Annotated in this window: 19 protein-coding genes; 14 read left to right on the top strand and 5 right to left on the bottom strand. The window is 69.8% G+C overall.

Annotated elements, in window-relative coordinates:
- The first annotated feature begins 148 nt into the window (after window positions 1–148).
- From VKV26_11995 to VKV26_11930, 14 genes are all read left to right on the top strand, one after another.
- A complete protein-coding gene (locus VKV26_11995; protein HLZ70612.1) occupies window positions 149–1,339 on the top strand; it encodes a SurA N-terminal domain-containing protein in 1,191 nt (396 codons plus the stop codon).
- Window positions 1,326–2,660 (top strand): homoserine dehydrogenase, encoded by a 1,335-nt coding sequence (locus VKV26_11990; GenBank protein ID HLZ70611.1) that lies wholly within the window; start codon window positions 1,326–1,328, stop codon window positions 2,658–2,660. The genes VKV26_11995 and VKV26_11990 overlap by 14 nt, the downstream gene beginning before the upstream one ends.
- Window positions 2,647–3,660: a hypothetical protein gene (locus tag VKV26_11985; protein HLZ70610.1), complete on the top strand. Its 1,014-nt coding sequence runs from the start codon at window positions 2,647–2,649 to the stop codon at window positions 3,658–3,660. Before VKV26_11990 ends, VKV26_11985 begins: the two co-directional genes overlap by 14 nt.
- Window positions 3,635–4,714 carry a threonine synthase gene (gene thrC / locus VKV26_11980; GenBank protein ID HLZ70609.1) on the top strand — a complete coding sequence of 360 codons (1,080 nt, stop codon included), beginning with the start codon at window positions 3,635–3,637 and terminating at the stop codon, window positions 4,712–4,714. Before VKV26_11985 ends, thrC begins: the two co-directional genes overlap by 26 nt.
- 184 nt (window positions 4,715–4,898) lie before the next feature.
- Window positions 4,899–5,519: a GTP cyclohydrolase I FolE gene (gene folE, locus VKV26_11975; protein HLZ70608.1), complete on the top strand. Its 621-nt coding sequence runs from the start codon at window positions 4,899–4,901 to the stop codon at window positions 5,517–5,519.
- Window positions 5,516–6,859 (top strand): glycosyltransferase, encoded by a 1,344-nt coding sequence (locus VKV26_11970; protein ID HLZ70607.1) that lies wholly within the window; start codon window positions 5,516–5,518, stop codon window positions 6,857–6,859. Before folE ends, VKV26_11970 begins: the two co-directional genes overlap by 4 nt.
- 169 nt (window positions 6,860–7,028) lie before the next feature.
- On the top strand, window positions 7,029–7,763 hold the full coding sequence (locus VKV26_11965) for a PIG-L deacetylase family protein (GenBank protein HLZ70606.1): 735 nt from the start codon (window positions 7,029–7,031) through the stop codon (window positions 7,761–7,763).
- Between the two features lie 111 nt (window positions 7,764–7,874).
- Complete coding sequence (gene ccsB / locus VKV26_11960) at window positions 7,875–8,765, top strand: c-type cytochrome biogenesis protein CcsB (GenBank protein HLZ70605.1); 891 nt, start codon at window positions 7,875–7,877, stop codon at window positions 8,763–8,765.
- Between the two features lie 299 nt (window positions 8,766–9,064).
- Window positions 9,065–9,331: a 30S ribosomal protein S15 gene (gene rpsO, locus VKV26_11955; protein HLZ70604.1), complete on the top strand. Its 267-nt coding sequence runs from the start codon at window positions 9,065–9,067 to the stop codon at window positions 9,329–9,331.
- Between the two features lie 258 nt (window positions 9,332–9,589).
- Complete coding sequence (locus VKV26_11950; GenBank protein HLZ70603.1) at window positions 9,590–11,869, top strand: polyribonucleotide nucleotidyltransferase; 2,280 nt, start codon at window positions 9,590–9,592, stop codon at window positions 11,867–11,869.
- A gap of 118 nt (window positions 11,870–11,987) precedes the next feature.
- Complete coding sequence (locus VKV26_11945) at window positions 11,988–12,296, top strand: DUF433 domain-containing protein (GenBank protein ID HLZ70602.1); 309 nt, start codon at window positions 11,988–11,990, stop codon at window positions 12,294–12,296.
- Between the two features lie 4 nt (window positions 12,297–12,300).
- Window positions 12,301–12,657 carry a DUF5615 family PIN-like protein gene (locus VKV26_11940; protein HLZ70601.1) on the top strand — a complete coding sequence of 119 codons (357 nt, stop codon included), beginning with the start codon at window positions 12,301–12,303 and terminating at the stop codon, window positions 12,655–12,657.
- Window positions 12,658–12,661: 4 nt separating this feature from the next.
- Window positions 12,662–12,970: a DUF433 domain-containing protein gene (locus VKV26_11935; GenBank protein ID HLZ70600.1), complete on the top strand. Its 309-nt coding sequence runs from the start codon at window positions 12,662–12,664 to the stop codon at window positions 12,968–12,970.
- Window positions 12,971–12,976: 6 nt separating this feature from the next.
- Window positions 12,977–13,144, top strand: a complete 168-nt coding sequence (locus tag VKV26_11930; GenBank protein HLZ70599.1) for a DUF5615 family PIN-like protein — start codon at window positions 12,977–12,979, stop codon at window positions 13,142–13,144.
- A 26-nt stretch (window positions 13,145–13,170) separates the two neighbouring features.
- Here the strand turns inward: VKV26_11930 and VKV26_11925 are convergent, their stop codons facing one another.
- From VKV26_11925 to VKV26_11905, 5 genes are all read right to left on the bottom strand, one after another.
- Window positions 13,171–13,680, bottom strand: a complete 510-nt coding sequence (locus VKV26_11925) for an MOSC domain-containing protein (GenBank protein HLZ70598.1) — start codon at window positions 13,678–13,680, stop codon at window positions 13,171–13,173.
- A gap of 38 nt (window positions 13,681–13,718) precedes the next feature.
- Complete coding sequence (locus VKV26_11920) at window positions 13,719–13,979, bottom strand: hypothetical protein (GenBank protein ID HLZ70597.1); 261 nt, start codon at window positions 13,977–13,979, stop codon at window positions 13,719–13,721.
- Between the two features lie 6 nt (window positions 13,980–13,985).
- Complete coding sequence (locus tag VKV26_11915) at window positions 13,986–15,647, bottom strand: hypothetical protein (GenBank protein ID HLZ70596.1); 1,662 nt, start codon at window positions 15,645–15,647, stop codon at window positions 13,986–13,988.
- A 52-nt stretch (window positions 15,648–15,699) separates the two neighbouring features.
- On the bottom strand, window positions 15,700–16,425 hold the full coding sequence (locus VKV26_11910) for a peptidylprolyl isomerase (GenBank protein HLZ70595.1): 726 nt from the start codon (window positions 16,423–16,425) through the stop codon (window positions 15,700–15,702).
- A 79-nt stretch (window positions 16,426–16,504) separates the two neighbouring features.
- Window positions 16,505–17,302 (bottom strand): S8 family serine peptidase (locus VKV26_11905; GenBank protein HLZ70594.1); only part of this gene is annotated, 798 nt, incomplete at its 5' end.

The following is a 17,302-nucleotide window of genomic DNA, read 5'->3' as shown; positions in this document are numbered from 1 at the left end:
GCGGGCAGCGGCAGCCAGTAGATCGCAGCAGGTAACCGTGGAGAACAAGCCCGCAGTCCCCCCGAAGGGCGCGCCCCCGCGCCGCAACGCGACGGCAACCCGCGCCGGCGCCACGCGTCCGGCAGCGAGAGCCGGGCGTACGCGCACGGTGGTGCGTTCGCACCAGCACAACGATCGGGGCGCCCGCCTCGCCTGGCTGGTGGGCGGCGGCATTGGGCTGCTCGTGCTGCTGTTGGTCGGCGTCGGTTACTACAACGACAACATCGGCCCGGCCCGTGACACGGCGCTGCGTGTCGGCAAGCACAACGTGAGCCTCGGCTACTTCCGCGACCGGCTGAAGGCAGCGACGTTGGACAACAACGGCCCCGGCACACAGGCCGACGCCTTCAACAAGCTCACCGCGGTCACCGACACGATCGAAGAGGAGCAGGTTTATCTGCAGCGCGCCGCCTCGCTCGGCGTCAGCGTCGACGATCAGGACATCGCCGCCGCCGCGGCCCAGCTTGTGCAGGCGCCGACGAGCAACGGCAAGCTCGACCCCAAGGACTACGCGGTCTACGAATTCGACGTGCGGGCTCAACTGCAAAAAGACGGCCTTTCGCTTGGCCAGTTCCGCGAGATCGCCCGCGCCAACGCGCTCAAGAGCAAGCTGCTCGACCATTTCAAGGCCGGCGTGCCCGCGCAAACGCTCGCCGTCAAAGGCGAGGCGATGACCTTCACCTCAGAAGAGAAGGCCCGCGCGGCGCAGCAGCGGCTCGAAAACGGCGACGCCTTTACCGATGTCGCCAGTGACCTGATCGCCAGCCCCAGCGACGGCCACGCGCGGCCCTTCGACTTCACGCCCGTGCCCTACGGCATCCTGGTTTCGCCGCTGGGCGCGCCGAACGTCGAAGATGTCGCCAGCAAGCTCTCGCCGGGAGAAGTGAGCGACGTGATCAAGATCGACTCGACCAGTTCCAGCAGCACGCCGACCTGGGTGCTGCTCACGATCACCGATCGCGATGCGAGCCACACGGTCAGCGACGTGCAGAAGCAGCAGATCGCCTCGGCGCAGCGCGACAAGTGGCTGGCCGACCAGAAGACGGCACTCGGCGTCAAATCGTTCATGGACCAGGGCAAGCAGCTCTGGGCCGTGCAGCACATGGGCCTGCCGCTCCAGGCCAGGGCCACGCCGACGCCGGCGGCGCCGCCCGGCAATCCGGGCGCGGCGCCCGGGGCGCCGGCCGTGCCGGGCAGCCAGTCCGGCCCGCAACTGCCCTCCGCTTCCGCGCCGGCCGGAGTGCCCGCGGGCGTCCCCACCGCGCCATCGCTGCCGCCGGTGCCCGGTGGCACCCCGTAACGGCGCCCGCGAAGGCGCGATCGGCATCGGCCTCATGGGCCTTGGCACCGTGGGCGGCGGCGTCGCCGAGATCCTGACGGAGCGGGCGGAGGTTTACGCCCGCCGTGTGGGCCGGCCGCTGCGGCTTCGTGCCGTGCTCGTGCGCGACGGCACGAAGCCGCGCCGCACCAGCATCGACCGCGGTCTGATCTCCACCGACCCGCGCCGCATCCTCGACGACGACGCGATTCAGATCGTGATCGAAGCGATGGGCGGCGAGCATCCGGCGCTGGAGTACATGACCGAGGCGATCGAACGGGGCAAGCACGTCGTCACCGCCAGCAAGGAGGTGATGGCGAAGCATGGGCCGCGGCTGCTGGCGCTCGCGCATGAGCACGGCGTCGAGATCCTCTACGAGGCCAGTGTCGGCGGCGGCATCCCGCTGATCGCGCCGCTCAAGCGCGACCTGCTCGCCAACGAGCTAACCAACGTGCGCGCGATCATCAACGGCACGACCAACTACATCCTCACACGCATGAGCAACGAGGGCAGCGACTTCGCGGTCGCGCTCGCCGCCGCCCAGAACCTCGGCTACGCGGAGCCGGACCCGACGGCCGACGTGGAAGGGATCGACGCCGCCTACAAGCTGGCGATCCTCGCCAGCCTCGCCTTCCGCTCGGAGGTGCACCCCGACCAGGTCTACCGCGAGGGGATCACCAGGCTCACCGCGCGCGACTTCCGCTACGCGCAGGAGCTGGGCTACGCGATCAAGCTGCTGGCGATCGGCCGGCGCAGCGACGGCGGCCTCGAGGCGCGGGTGCATCCGGCCTTCGTGCCCGCCGACGCGCCGCTGGCCAAAGTCGACGGCGTCTTCAACGCGGTGCAGCTCGAAGGCGATCTGCTCGGCGCCGTGCTCTTCCAGGGCCGCGGCGCCGGCTCGATGCCCACCACCAGCGCCGTCGTCGCCGACGTGATCGACCTGGCGCGCACGCTGGCGCAGGGCGGCGCCGAGCCGGCCCCGCATGTGCGGGATCTGCCCTGCCTGGTGCGCGGCATGGAGGCGGTGCGCACGCGCTACTACATCCGCATCCAGGTCGCCGACCAGGCGGGCGTGCTGGCGCAGATCACGCGTATTCTGGGCGAGGGCTACGGCATCAGCATCGCCTCGGTCATCCAAAAGGAGACCGACGAGGCCGCGCAGACCGCCGAGCTGGTGATCATGACGCACGAGGCCGTCGAGGCGTCCATGCAGAAGGCGCTGGGCGAGCTGCGGCAGCTCGCCGTGGTCGCGGCGATCGGCAACGTGATCCGGGTCGAGGACCACGCCCATGGTCAGCAGTGAGCGCCAGTCGGCCCAGATCGCCAGCACGCTCGCCTGGCTCGAAGACACGGCGCGCGAGTCGAAGAGCCAGATCGGACGCTGCCTGCAGCAGATCGAGCAGGCGACGACGCAGATCTGGGAGCTGACGCACCGCCTGCAACGCTCGGAGGAGGTCGCGCAGGCGCTGGCCGCCGAGCTGGGCATCATTCCCCGCCTGGACGAGAACCTGACCACGCTCGCCGACAAGATCGTGCGCGCCGAAGACCGCCAAACGGCGCTGGAAACGCGGCTGGTCGAAGTCACGCGCCAGGAGCAGGTGGACGCCGACCGCGCCCGCGGCGAATTGAACGAGCAGTTCAAACGCATCGAGGCCTGGGAGCGGCTGACGCAGGGTTGGTCCGGCCGGCTCGACGTGCTGGAAGAGGCCAGCCGCCGCGCCAAGGAGAGCGCCTCGATCGTGCAGCAGCGCGTCGACGACTTCGAGCGCTACGTCGAGGCCGTCGATCAGCGCGCCGCACGCACGGCCGACACGCTCAAGCACGTGAGCGGCGAGTTCACCATGCTGCACACCGAGATCGAGGCGCTGCAGAAGATCGACACGGCCCAGGGCGAGCGGCTGCAGGTCTACGCCGAGATGATCAAGCGCGTGGAGGAAGAGATCGCCGCCGTGGCGCAGCAGCAAGACGTGCGCCGCGAGTTTGCGGAAAAGTTCGAGCTGCACCGCACCAACCTGCGCCGCATCGAGGAGCGGATCAACGCCGTCGAAGCCGCGGACGACAGTATGCGCGGGCAGATCGACGAACACACCCGCGCGGTCGCGCTGATCGACGCGCGCGACCGCGCCTTTCGCGACCGCGTGGGCGAGCTGAACGAAGAACTGGCCGCCTACCGCCTGCATCTCGCGCAGTACTTTGCCCAGGTGCAGGCGCTGGCGGAAAAGCAACGCAAGCAGCGCATCGAGGCGCTGGAACGCGAGATCAGGGAGTTGAAGGTCAATGCCTACCGACGTGCGGATGACTGAGCAGCAGCAGGGCGTGCTCGCCCGCTACGCCGACCGTCTGCCCCTGACCCCCGCGACGCCGCGCTTCACCCTCGGCGAAGGCAGTACACCGCTGGTGCGATCGCGCCGCCTGGTCGAGCGCGTCGGCTGCGAGCGGCTCTACTTCAAGCTGGAAGGCTGCAACCCCAGCGGCTCGTTCAAGGACCGCGGCATGGTGGTGGCCGTGGCCAAGGCGGCCGAGGCCGGCGCGAGCGCGATTATGTGCGCCTCCACGGGCAACACCAGCGCCTCGGCCGCGGCGTACGCCGCCTACCTCGGGCTCACCTGTTATGTCGCCATTCCCGCCGGCAAGATCGCGATGGGCAAGCTCGCCCAGGCCGTCGCCTACGGCTCGACCATCCTCGCGATCGAGGGCAACTTCGACGACGCGCTGCGACTGGTACGCGAGCTGACGGCGAAGCACGGCATAGCGCTGGTCAATTCGGTCAACCCGCACCGGCTCGAAGGTCAGAAGACGGCGGCGTTCGAAATCGTCGATACGCTGGGCGACGCTCCGGATGCGCTGTGCATCCCCGTGGGCAACGCCGGCAATATCTCGGCCTACTGGCAGGGATTTTGCGAGTACGCCGAGGCCGGCCTCGCCTCGAAGCACCCGCGCCTGCTCGGCTTCCAGGCGGCCGGCGCCGCACCGCTCGTCTCCGGCACGCCGGTAGACGTGCCGAAGACCGTCGCCAGCGCGATCGAGATCGGCCGTCCCGCCTCCTGGCCGCTCGCCGTGCGGGCGCGCGACGAGTCGGCCGGCAGCATTACCGCGGTGACGGACGACGAAATCCTCGCGGCGCAGCGGCTGCTGGCTTCGGAGGAGGGCGTCTTCGGCGAGCCGGCCAGCGCCGCGCCGGTGGCCGGCCTGCTGCGGCTCGTGCGTGAGGGACAACGCTTCGCCGGGCAAACGCTGGTCTGCGTGATCACCGGCAACGGCCTCAAAGACCTCGACGCCGCGCTGCGCATCGCCCCGCTGCGCCACGATGTGCCCGCCGACGCCGCGGCGATCGAGCGAGCGCTGGGGCTGGGCTGAGGCGGCCGCCGGTCTGGCAACTCTGCCGCAATCTGCCGATCTCTGTGTATGCGCGGTCACGGGAACCGCGCATCTTTCGTCAGTCGCTCACGTCCGGTGAGCGATGCTGGAACGGCTGTGCTAGGATCGGGAAGGCTCTACGGCTCCTGACAGACGGCCCGGCCCGGGAGGAACAGACGGAAACATGGCATCCCAGTTCAGCACGAACGGCAAGACGGCAGACAGCAGTACCCACCCGGGCGGCATCGACCAGGAGCGTGTGCAGGCGGCGGTACGGGAGATCATTGAGGCGGTGGGCGAGGATCCGCGGCGCGAGGGGCTGATCGACACGCCGCGGCGCATCGCCGACATGTACGGCGAGATCTTCGCCGGCCTCTGGCAGGATCCGCGCGATCTGCTTGCCGTGACCTTCGACGAGGGCCACGACGAGATGGTGATCCTCAAGGACATCCCCTTCTACTCGCTCTGCGAGCACCACTTCCTGCCCTTTCACGGTGTGGCGCACGTCGGCTACATCCCCGAAGGGCGCGTGGTCGGCATCAGCAAGATCGCCCGCGTGGTCGAAGCGTTCGCCAAGCGGCCGCAGTTGCAGGAGCGGCTCACCGCGCAGATCGCCGACTGCATCCTCGACGCGCTGCAGCCCGACGGCGTGGCCGTCGTGGTCGAGGCGGAGCACCTGTGCATGACCATGCGCGGCGTGAAGAAGCCCGGCAGCCGCATGGTCACCTCGGCGGTGCGCGGCCACTTCAAGGAGCGCAGCGTCAGCCGCTCCGAGTTTCTCACTCTGCTGCGGAGCAAGGCGTGAGCGCCACGACCGAACCGCTCCCCTGTACCCCGCCGGCCGGCGGCACTGAGGGCCGCCGGCGCCGGCTGGCCGTGCTTTGCTACCACACCTCGCCCGCCGCGCGGCCCGGCGGTCAGGACGCCGGCGGCATGAATGTGTATGTGCGCGAAGCGGCGCGGGCGCTGGCGGAACGCGGCTGCGCCGTCGACATCTTTACGCGCGCCACGAGCATGAAGGCGGCGACCGAGACGCTGGCGCCGGGCGTGCGCCTCGTCCACGTCGAGGCCGGGCCGCGCCGGCGCGTGGAGAAGGCGCGGCTGGGCGAGTTCCTGCCGGAGTTCGTGCGTGGCGTGGCCGAGTTCCGCCTGCAAACCGGGCTGCGCTACGAGCTGCTGCACAGCCACTACTGGCTCTCGGGCCTGGCCGGCCTCCAGCTGCAGCGGCGCTGGGACGTGCCCCACGTCACCATGTTCCACACGCTGGGCGAGGTGAAGAACCGGGCGCGCGTGGGCGAGCACGAGAGCGTCGAGCGCATCGCCGGCGAGCACGCGATCGTGCGAAGCGCCGATCGCATCGTCTGCGCCACCGCACACGAGCGCAGCCTGCTGCGCGACCTCTACCACGCGCAGGCCGACGCGCTGGAGACGATTCCCTGCGGCGTCGATGTCTCGCTCTTCTACCCGCGAACCGCCGCCGAGCAGGCCTCTGCCCGCGCTCAACTCGGCCTGGACAGCAGCGAGCGCGTGCTGCTCTACGCGGGGCGGGTCGAGCCGCTGAAGGGGCTGGACGTGGCGATCGACGCGCTGGCGACGCTGGAGCAACCGCGTCCGCTGCTGCTGATCGTCGGCGGCGACGGCCACGCGGCGGGCGAGATCCGGCGGCTGCGGGCGCGCGGCGAGGCGGCGGGCGTGGCGGATCGTCTGCGCTTCGCCGGCTCCGTGCCGCAGGCGGAACTGCCGGCGATCTACTCGCTGGCGGACGTCTGCGTCGTGCCCTCGTTCTACGAAAGCTTCGGCATGGCGGCGCTGGAGGCGCAGGCCTGCGGCACGCCGGTCGTCGCCTCGCGCGTGGGCGGGCTGCCCTCCGCGGTGCGCGACGGCGTCACCGGTTTTCTCGTACCCTGGCGCTGCCCGCAGCCCTTCGCCGAACAGATCGACCTGCTCCTGCGCAACGAGGCGCTGCGCCGGCGCTTCGGCGAATCGGCGCACGAGTGGGCGCTGGGCTTCCGCTGGCATGCGATCGCCGAACGGCTGGATACGCTCTACGACGAGGTGCTGGCCGAGCGTGCCCTCGCCCGCGCCTGCCACCCCGACGAGGCGGACGGCCACAAAGCCGGCCATGTGCGCTGCGACGTAGCGTAGTCGGCCCTCGGCCCCTCCCCTCTCCCAATCCTGGGCGAGGGGGATCGTTGTGAGAACGTTCCGAAAGGGCGCCGGGTTAACCGCAGGCTGGTCGGAACGCCCGCCGCCGGATCGTCACCTTCTCCCAGGATTGAGAGAAGGTGAGAAGAGAGGATGAGGGCCGAACGGCATGACGACAGACGCCACGGAACAAGCGCAGCCCGCCGAGCCGCCGCGACCGAAGCGAGCGCTGGGCATCTTTGCCCACCCCGACGACGCCGAGTTTCTCTGCGGCGGCACGGTGGCGAAGCTCTGCGCCGCCGGCTGGGAGGTGCGCTACATCGTCGCCACCAGCGGCGACAAGGGCACCAAAGATCCGGCGCTGACGCCCGCCATGCTCGCCAACATGCGCGAGGCCGAGCAGAGTGCGGCCGGCGCGGCGCTGGGCGTCAAAGAGTGCCTCTACCTGCGCCACCCGGACGGCTTCCTGGAGGACGGTCCGGCGCTGCGCGGGCAGATTGTGCGCCTGCTGCGCCGCTACCGGCCAGACACGGTGATCACCTGGGACGGCTTCCGCCGCGGCTTCAACCACCGCGACCATCGCAACATCGGCATCGCCACCTACGACGCGCTCTTTCCCGCCGTGCGCGACCCGCTCTACTACCCGGATGACATCGCCGACGGTATGCCGCACCACCGCGTGGGCGAGATCCTGCTTGCCGGCAGCGACCAGCCCGACTATTTCGTGGACGTCGCCGACTTCATCGAGACGAAGGCGCGGGCGATCTACTGCCACTGGAGCCAGATCGAGCAGAAACCGTGGGAGGAGTTCTACAAGGAGTACCGTGAGCGCGGCGAGAAGGGCGGCCGCGAGGGCGGCGTGCCTTTCACGGAAGCGTTCCGCCGCGTTACGATGCGAACGTAATCGCGCGAACGGCGGCCGCGCAGCCACCCCGCGCGGCGCGCAACACTCCACCGGGCGAGTCAGGGGCTGCCGTCCGCTGCCGGGCAGGCGGCGGCGCGGGGAGGACGCGGCATGTCTGGTCTCGCGGGGTTTTCCGAATCGCTGTACTGGTGCGGCATCGTCTTCGCCGCGCTGGCGTCGATTCTGTACATCGCGGCGGCCTGGGGCTGGCGCGTGGTCGCGCAGCAGGCGGCGACCAGCGCCGGCGAGGTGACGCTGAGCGAGCGGCAGCCGCTGCCGCCGATCGTGGGCCGGCTCGCCACCGCCTGCATGGTGAGCACCGTCGCCTTCCTGCTCACGGCGATGACTACGCGCTCGATCGCCACCGGCCACCCGCCCTACTCCGACATGTTCGAGTACCTTTCGGCCTTCGGCACGACGACGGCGGTCTTCTACCTGATCTTCGAGCGGCGCTATCACCAGCGCACACTCGGCGCCTTCGCCATGCCGCTCTCGCTGCTCTTCCTGCTGCTGGCGCAGTGGGTGTTCTCGCCGAAGGTCGAGCCGCTCGTGCCGGCGCTGCAAAACAACCGCCTGCTGGCGATCCACGTCGCCTGTATGGTGATCAGCTACGGCGCCCTGACCGTGGCCTTCGCGGCGACGGCGCTCTACCTGGTGCAGGGCGACGCGAACCGCTTCCCGCGGCTGCCGAAGGCGCGGGTAATGGAGTCGCTCTCGTACAAGGCGGTGCTGGTCGGCTTCCCGCTTTTGGGGCTGGGCATCGCGCTGGGCGCTTACTGGGGCAACATCGCCTGGGGCCGCTACTGGGGCTGGGATCCGAAGGAGACGACGGCGCTGATCACCTGGCTGATCTTCGCCGGCTTCCTGCACGCCCGCAGCCTGGCCGGCTGGCGCGGCAAGCGCGCCGCCTTCATCGTCGTCGCCGGCTGGGCGATGATCACCTTCAACATCTTCGTGGTGAACTTCGTCATCTCCGGCCTGCACTCCTACGCCGGCGCGTGAAGCGCGGCCCTCACTACGCTCATCCCCTTCTCTCCCGTACACGGACGGCAGAGGCTTTGCTACCCCAGACGAGCCTACGGGAGAGCAGCGGCGACGGGGGAGCCTGAAGCATGGACGATCGGTCCTCCGGTGCGCGGAGGAAGGAGCATTCACGTCCTTCCGACGCCCGCCGCTCTATTCCCTATTCCCTATTCCCTCCGTTGTGCCGGCTGCAAGCCGTCTGTTAGCATGGTGCCGTACAAAAGAGCGTGAAAGACGCGCCCGACTGCGAGAGCGGGCACCAGAGAGAAGAAAGGCGCATGCTAACCAAGGAAAAACGCGAGGAGATCATCTCCTCATACCGCGTGCACGACACGGACACCGGCTCGCCCGAAGTCCAGGTCGCCCTGCTGACGGCGCGCATCACCGAGCTGACCGACCACCTGCGCACGCACAAGAAGGACCACCACTCGCGCCGCGGCCTGCTCAAGCTCGTCGGTCAACGCCGCCGCACGCTCGCGTATCTCAATAAGAGCGACGTCGAGCGCTACCGCGCCGTCATCGGCCGGCTGGGCCTCCGCAAATAGGCGCGGGGGCCTTTCGCTTGCGCCGGCCGGCCCCCATCCCCCAGGTCATCTCTTCGCCCCCAATCCTGGGGGAAGGGGAGAGCGATGCGCGGGGCAGCGGGGCTGAATGGCCCGCATCCAGCGCAGCGCACTGGCGCGCTTGAGCGCGGCTTTCGCCGGCCGCGACCGCTGCAGCGCCCGCGACCAGACCTGAACGGCCCAACGGGCCAATGCTCCCGCGAAGACGCGGTTGAGCGAACATAGAAAAGACAAGGACCAATGGCAGACTACGTCGAAACCCAGATTAATGGCCGCCCGCTGCTGATCGAGACGGGGACGCTGGCCCAGCAGGCCGGCGGCGCCGTCAGCGTGCGCTACGGCGACACCGTGGTGCTCGTTACCGCCACGGCGACCGCCGAACCCCGCCCGCTCGACTTCTTCCCCCTCACCGTGGACTACGAAGAGCGGCTCTATGCCGCCGGCAAGATCCCCGGCAGCTTCTTCCGCCGCGAGGGCCGACCCGGCACCGAGGCGATTCTCGCCGCCCGCCTCACCGACCGGCCGATCCGCCCGCTCTTCCCCAAGGGCTTCCGCAACGACGTGCAGGTGATCATCACCGTGCTCTCGGCCGACCAGGAGAACGACCCTGATGTGCTGGGCACGATCGGCGCCTCGGCCGCGCTGATGATCTCCAACATCCCCTTCGATGGACCGGTCAGCAGCGTGCGCGTCGGCCGCGTGGACGGCCAGTTCATCGCCCTGCCGACCTATGCCGAGCTGCAGAAGAGCGATCTCGACCTCGTGGTGGCCGGCACGCGCGACGCGATCATGATGGTCGAGTGCGGCTCGCAAGAGGTCTCCGAAGACGACATGGTGGCGGCGATCCGCTTCGGCGACGCGGTTAACAAGCAGATCATCGCCGTGCAGGAAGAGCTGATCGCCCGCAACGGCAAGCCGAAGATGGAGGTCGCGGTCAAGAAGATCGACCCGGAGGTCGACCAGGCCGTGCGCGCGTACCTGGCCGACAAGATCGGTCCGGCGCTCGGCGGCAGCTCCAAGGAGGCGCAGCGCGAGGCGGAGCACAGCGTCAAGGCCGATGTGCTCGCCCACTTCGCCGAGCAGTACGACAAGGACGCGGTGGACGCCGTGTTCGAGTCGATGCTCAAGGACGGCGTGCGCAACGCGATCATCGACGGGGCACGCCGCCCCGACGGCCGCGCCCTCACCGAGATCCGCCCGCTCAGCTGCGCCGTCGGCATTCTGCCGCGCACGCACGGCACGGGCCTCTTCCAGCGCGGCGAAACACAAATCCTGACGATCGCCACCCTGGGCGGCGTGGGCGAGGCGCAGAAGATCGACAGCCTCAACCCGGAAGACAGCAAGCGCTACATCCATCACTACAACTTCCCGCCCTTCTCCGTGGGCGAGGTGCGGCGCATCGGCTCGCCCGGCCGCCGCGAGATCGGCCACGGCGCCCTGGCCGAGCGGGCGCTGTTGCCGGTGATTCCCCCGGTGGAAGATTTCCCCTACACGTTGCGGCTCGTCTCGGAGACACTCGGCTCAAACGGCAGCAGCTCGATGGGCAGCGTCTGCGGCAGCACGCTGGCGTTGATGGACGCGGGTGTGCCCCTGAAGAAGCCTGTGGCCGGCGTGGCGATGGGCCTGGTGATGCGCGACGACGGCAAGTACACCGTGCTGACCGACATCGCCGGCATCGAAGACCACCTGGGCGACATGGACTTCAAGGTCGCCGGCACCAAAGACGGCATCACCGCGCTGCAGATGGATATCAAGGTCAAGGGCATTACGCCGGAGATCATGGAGAAGGCGCTGGCACAGGCCAAAGACGGCCGCATGGTCATCATGAACGCGATGCTGGAGACGATTCCCGAGCCGCGTGCAGAGATGTCGCCCTACGCGCCGCGTATGTACACGATCCACATCAACCCGGAGAAGATCGGCGCGGTGATCGGCCCCGGCGGCAAGACGATCCGCTCGATCATCGATGCGACCAAGGCCACGATCGACATCGAGGACGACGGCACGGTCTTCATCGGCTCGGCCAACGAAGAGGGCGCCCGCAAGGCGATCCAGATGGTCGAGGGGCTGACCAAAGAGGTCGAGGTCGGCCAGGTCTACACGGGCAAGGTCACGCGCATCATGCCGTTCGGCGCCTTCGTGGAGATCCTGCCGAACAAAGACGGCCTGGTGCATATCTCCGAGCTGGCCGACCACCGCGTGGAGCGCGTGGAAGACGCGGTCAACATCGGCGACGAAGTGACGGTCGTGGTCAGCGAGATCGACCACATGGGCCGCATCAACCTCTCGCGTCGCGCCCTGCTCGAAGGCGGCGACCGCAACGGCGCCGGCGAGGGTATGGCCGAAGACATGGAGGGCCGGCGCGGCGGCTCGTTGATGGGCGGCCGCGGCCCACGGCCGGGCGGTGGCCGACCCGGCGGCTTCGGTGGGCGCGGCCCCGGCGGACCCGGCGGCGGCCCGCCGCGGCGCGGCCCGGGCGGTCCCGGCGGCGGTAGCGGCGGCGGCCCGCGCCGGCGCTAACCCGTCCCTTGGATGGAAGCTATTCCGGCGGGTCGGCGTTGTGCTGGCCCGCCGGTCCGCATCTGCGGCTCGCACCGCATGCGACAATGGGTGGGAACGTACCTCAGGCGGTGAAGCGATGACGACGAGCACACCGGTGGATATCGGCACCCTGATTCACTCCGACCCCGAGCTGCATTCGGGCCGCCCTTGCCTCGCCGGCACCGGCATGACCGTGCACGCTGTCGCCGCGCGCTACAAGCGGGGCATGAGCGCGGAAGAGATCCAGGACTCGATCCCGGATCTCGACCTCACCCTCTTCTACGCCGCGATCACCTACTACCTGGCGAACCGCGCTCGCATCGACGCCGAGCTGGCCGCCGACCAGGCGCTGGGGGAGGAACTCGCGGCGCGCTACCCTAACGGCTGGGGCCGCGAGGATATATAGCCGCGTGTTCCCACTATATGTGGATGAAGACAGCATGGACCGCGGGCTGGTCGCGGCATTGCGCCGACAGGATGTGGACGTTGTCACGGTACAGGAGGCGAACACGCGCGGACGCACCGATGCAAGCCAGCTGGCCTTCGCGACGGCTGCCGGCCGCGCCCTGTATTCAGCGAACGTGCCCGACTTTGCTCGCCTGCACCACCAACTCCTGGCGCGGGGAGAGCACCATGGCGGGATTATCTTGCTCACCGATCAGAGCTGGTCCGTTGGCGAACAACTGCGCGGGCTCATGGCCATCCTGACCGCGAGGAGTGCGGAAGAGGTGGCCGACAAGCTGGAGTTCCTGAGCAACTGGCGGTGAAGCGATGACGACGAGCACACCAGTGGATATCGGCACCCTGATTCACTCCGACCCCGAGCTGCATTCGGGCTGCGCTTGCCTCGCCGGCACCGGCATGACCGTGCACGCCGTAGCAGACCTATACAACCAGGGGATGAGTGCAGAGCAGATTCAGACGGAGTTTCCCGATCTCGATCTCACGCTGTTCTACGCGGCCATCACGTACTACCTCGCTAACCGCGCCCGCATCGACGCAGACTTTGCGGCCGACGAGGCGCTCTACGACGAACTCGCCGCCCGCCATCCGCATGGCTGGGGCCACGAGAACGTGTAGTGGCGCGTGTTTTCGCTCTACTTCGACGAAGACAGCATGCAGGGCGCGCTGGTCGCGGCGCTACGAGCGCGCGGCGCCGATGTGCTCACCGTCGCCGAGGCGGGAACACGGCACTGGAAGGATGCCGAGCAGCTTCACTTTGCGACGGAACGCAGTCGAGTCATCTGGCAGTGAAACGATGATGACGAGCACGCCGGTCACTAACTGATGGGGCTGGGCGAGACAACGCGCTCAACGGCTTGATGCGCCTGCAGCGTCTGCGGCCGATCGCCAACGTGCACACGGCCGCCGGTCACAATGTGCGCCCGCAGGCCGCCGCGGGTGGCCAGCTCGCGCATGGCGCCGGAGCGCGTGAACCGTTCGATGTAGCGGCAGGGATCGCAGCGGCGCACGCCAAGCAGCGTGGCCTCCCCGATCTGGAACGTCACACCGATCAGCGCGTCCAGGTCCACGCCGCGGGTGACGATATTGCGGCGCAGGCTGGCCGGGTCCAGGCCGAGAGCCGTAGCCGTCTCGGCCATCAGCAGCGTCAGCTCCTGGTCGGGCCAGCGCGGATCGCTCCAGTAGCCCGTGCCCAGCGCGTAGCGGTCGCCGGCGACGCCGACGCCGGTGATCAGCTCGATCTGCCGGTGGCGCTGCATCGGCGCGCCGGCACTTCCGGCGGTGTAGAGCGCGGCGACGTGGCCGACGACGGCTTGCGCTGCTGTCATGCGTTCAGTGTAGCCGGATGACTTCGGCGGTGCGGCAGTCACTTCAGCCGCCGCACGCCTTGCAGCACGAACAGGGCGCCGATGGCAATGGCGAACCAGCCGCGCGCCCCGCCGGCGCCGGCCAGCGCCAGGTCGCCGTAGACGAGCCAGAGCAGGCCCGTGGCCGCCTGCGCCGTGCCGAGCGCACGCCGGGTCAGCGGGCGGACCGCCCCGCTGCGCACACGGCGCAGATCCACAAGCAGCGTGGCGCAGGCCACCGCCAGCGAGGCGAGCACGGTGAGCGCGAGCAGTGCAGTCAACGTGCGTCACTGGTTCCAGGCATAGACGCCGGCCGCCACGTCGGTGAGCTGCCAGCGGGCGTCCTGCTGGCCGAGTTGGATCACCCACAGCGCCCCGGTGGCGCCGCTGGCCAGCGCGTATTCGCCGTGCACGGTCGCCGGCGCCAGCAGCGGCCGCAGATCCAGCAGACGGTCGCCCGCCGCCTCCGTGATCGCCGCGCGCGAGCCGTCCGAGGTGATGCGGCGGATGATGCGGTCCGGCAGCTCGATATCGGCGAGGCCGCGCGGCACCTCCTCCTCGATGCGCAGCGTGCGGCTGTCCGGCTCGTAGACGGCGCCGATGATGTTCCGATCGATGCGCAACGGCCAGGCAAGCGGGTAATACGTGGCGCTGTGCGGCTCAAGCACATTCATCGGCAGGCCGACGGAGAGCTGTGACTCGTCGTCGCGCCCTTGCAGGCGGCTGGTGAAGGCGAGCTGCTTGCTGTCCGGCGACCAGGCGACACTGCCCGCCTTCGCGCCGCGCGGGCAGCGCAGTTGCCCCGCCTTCACCGCGTAGGCCGGGTCGGCCTGCAGCGAGAGCAAACAGAGGTCGAAGGAAACCGAGTCGCAGGCGGCGCCAAGCAACAGGGCGATGTAGCGGCCGTCCGGCGAGGGCGCGATACCGGCGACGAAGCCCTGCACCGTGCCGCTGTAGAGATCCGTTGCCTGGTTGTTGGAGCGGTCTACCAGTTGCAGCGCGTACCTGTTGAAGTCGCGCTCGCAGGCGTTGCCCGGCAGGTCATAGTCGGCCACAAGCAGGTGGAAAGAATCGGACGACCACGAGGCGGCGCCCGGGTAGCCGCCGCTCGCGCTCCCCGGCGCCGAGACGGTGTGCAGGCCGTTCTTCGCGTCGTAGACCTGGAGCAGGCGGCCGGAGTCCGTGTCCGCGCTGAGCAGCAGCTCTCTGCCATCGTGCGACCAGGCGAGGCCGGAATAGTAGACGCCGGCGTTCTGGTCGCCGCCGGCGCCGGTGATCTGCCGCGCGCCGGAGCCGTCGCCCGCAATCGTCCAGACGTTGCCGTCGGGCGCCGTGTAGGCGACGGTGCCCAGGTCGTGCGGCCGGGCGGCGAAGTCGACGAACGTCTCGGCGGGGTTTTGCAGCGGTGTCAGTCCTTCGGGATAGGTGTAGCCGCGTCCGGCGAGATGCACCACCTCCTGCCCCTGCACCGTCTGCACGCTGTCGACGAAGACCAGCAGCCGGTAGGGAAGGCAGTCGATCGCCTGCGAGTCCTGCTCGAAAGAGAGTCGCACTTTGAGGCAGCCACCCAGCGTGTTCACCTCGCCCCAGGTTCCCGCCTCGATCTTCGCCGGCGGCGTGGCCTCCGGCACGAGCGGGCGCGGCGCCGGCGTCGGCGTCGCGGTCGCCGGGACGGCTGCGGTTCCGCTGAAGGCGGCCGCCGGGGCCGGCGTGACCGCCGTGGTCGGGCCGGCCGGCACGGAGGCGCCGCCTTCGGGCGTTCTGCCGCGAGCCGGCGCCGCGGCCGCGGCCGCCGGCGTGGCCACGCTGCTGGGCGCCGAGGCGGATTTGCCGCCGGTGCAGGCGACTGCCAGCAGCAGCACCGCCAGCAGACTCAACAGCCGCGGGACGGGCGCGGCGTGGGCACGCCGTCGCTCGGCTCTGCCTGCGCCGTGTTCACTCCTTGTCATCGGCCGCGATCCCGCGCTGCGTGCCTGCCGCACCTCTCTCGCGTCGCTCGCCTCAAGGCGTAGGCTTCGGCGAGGCTGCGGGGGCGACGAACGGCGTCGGGGTCTGGTCCGTCTCCTGGATCGTGATGCTGATGATGCGGTCGCCGGCCGGCGCGGCCGGGTTGGTGGCAGGATCGCGCGGCGTGAGCTTCGTCACCACGTCCTGCCCGGAGATCACCTGGCCGAAGACGGTGTAGTGGCCGTCGAGCGAGGGCTGCGGCGCCATCGTGATGTAGAACTGGCTGCCGGCCGAGTTGGGATCGTTGGTCTTGGCCATCGCGATCGCGCCAACATCGTGCAGCAGCGGGCTCTTCTCGTCGGGAATGGTGTAGCCGGGTCCGCCGCCGCCCGTGCCCAGCGGGTCGCCGCACTGCGCCACGAAGTTCGGGATCACGCGGTGGCAGGTGGTGCCGTCGTAGAAGTGCTGGCGGGCGAGAAACACGAAGTTGTTGACGGTGAGCGGCGCCGCCTTCGCGTTCAGCTCGACAACGACGTCGCCCTTGGCGAACTTGATCGTGGCCACGTAGCCCTTGTTCGGGTCGATCGTGAACGGCGGCGCCTTGTCGAACCTGATAATGCCGCCCGTGCGTGCACCGGAGGCGACGGGCGTGGGAGCGGGTGTACCCGGCCCGCCGGCCGCCTTCTTGTTGCCGTTGTTGTTCGAGCCGCACGCCGTGCCCGCGAGCAGCAGCGCCGCAAGCAGCGCGGCGCCGCACGCGCACCACGACTTCACCCTCACCCCATCCCCCTTGGCCGCCCCATGGTTCTCGCTTCGCTCGCGTCGGGACCGCGCCGGCGCCACGCGCGAGGGCCGCGCCTCACGGCGTGCTGGTGGCCGCTGCGGCGCCGTCCAGGTCCAGGGCATTCGCTGCCGCGTTCCAGACCGTCTGCGCGGCCGCGGCGCCGTTGACGCGCAGCTCGACGGCGACGCCAGCGCTGCCGCAGCCGGCCTGCATCGCCGCCGCGGGCACGAGTAGAGCATACGAGGCGCGGCCGTTCTCGGTGAAGCTGGCGGTAGAGGCGCAGAGCGCGCCGTTAACATATGCCTCAATCAGCGTGCCGTCCGGCGCCGGCTCGCCCTCAATCGTCACGGCGCCGGCGAAGCCCGCGGGCACGAGCCGCAACGACGCGGCGATGTCGATCGCGCCCGCACCGGCCCAACCGGGCGTGCTGCCATCCGCCAGCGGCCGCGCGCCAAGCGCCAGCAACTGCGTGAGCCAGTCGGGCGTGAGCAACGGGTTCTGCGAGAGCAGCAGCGCCGCCGCGCCGCCCACGAGGCCCGCGGCGAAGGCCGTGCCGTAGCTCGTGGCGTAACGGTCATCGGGCGGCGTGCGGCCGGGCTGCAACGGGATCGTGCTCGCCAGGTCGAGCGCGGGCGCGGCGACCGTGATCTCCGCGCCCCAGTTAGCCGCCGTGCGGCCGCGGCCCACACGCAGCCGCGTGCGCGCGGGAAGCTGGTAGCCACCAACCGCCAGCGCTTCGGGCGCCGCGGCGGGATCGGCCACACAGGGCTGGTCGCTGTCGCCTGCCGGCGCGACGACCAATACACCGCGGTCGCGGGCGTACTGCACCGCGTCGGCGAGCAGGCGGTTCGGCGCGCGGCAGCCGCCGCCCGA

This window comes from Dehalococcoidia bacterium, from assembly GCA_035310145.1.
In the GTDB taxonomy this organism is placed as follows: domain Bacteria; phylum Chloroflexota; class Dehalococcoidia; order CAUJGQ01; family CAUJGQ01; genus CALFMN01.
Note: the sequence above shows the minus strand (reverse complement) of the source record. Positions and strands in the feature narration are given on the sequence as shown.

What these genes read in the sequence shown, in the direction of transcription:
- VKV26_11985 (HLZ70610.1), top strand. Translation starts at nt 2,647, where the DNA reads ATGGTCAGCAGTGAGCGCCAGTCGGCCCAGATCGCCAGCACGCTCGCC.
- thrC (HLZ70609.1), top strand. Translation starts at nt 3,635, where the DNA reads ATGCCTACCGACGTGCGGATGACTGAGCAGCAGCAGGGCGTGCTCGCC.
- folE (HLZ70608.1), top strand. Translation starts at nt 4,899, where the DNA reads ATGGCATCCCAGTTCAGCACGAACGGCAAGACGGCAGACAGCAGTACC.
- VKV26_11965 (HLZ70606.1), top strand. Translation starts at nt 7,029, where the DNA reads ATGACGACAGACGCCACGGAACAAGCGCAGCCCGCCGAGCCGCCGCGA.
- ccsB (HLZ70605.1), top strand. Translation starts at nt 7,875, where the DNA reads ATGTCTGGTCTCGCGGGGTTTTCCGAATCGCTGTACTGGTGCGGCATC.
- rpsO (HLZ70604.1), top strand. Translation starts at nt 9,065, where the DNA reads ATGCTAACCAAGGAAAAACGCGAGGAGATCATCTCCTCATACCGCGTG.
- VKV26_11950 (HLZ70603.1), top strand. Translation starts at nt 9,590, where the DNA reads ATGGCAGACTACGTCGAAACCCAGATTAATGGCCGCCCGCTGCTGATC.
- VKV26_11945 (HLZ70602.1), top strand. Translation starts at nt 11,988, where the DNA reads ATGACGACGAGCACACCGGTGGATATCGGCACCCTGATTCACTCCGAC.
- VKV26_11935 (HLZ70600.1), top strand. Translation starts at nt 12,662, where the DNA reads ATGACGACGAGCACACCAGTGGATATCGGCACCCTGATTCACTCCGAC.
- VKV26_11925 (HLZ70598.1), bottom strand. Translation starts at nt 13,680, where the DNA reads ATGACAGCAGCGCAAGCCGTCGTCGGCCACGTCGCCGCGCTCTACACC.
- VKV26_11915 (HLZ70596.1), bottom strand. Translation starts at nt 15,647, where the DNA reads ATGACAAGGAGTGAACACGGCGCAGGCAGAGCCGAGCGACGGCGTGCC.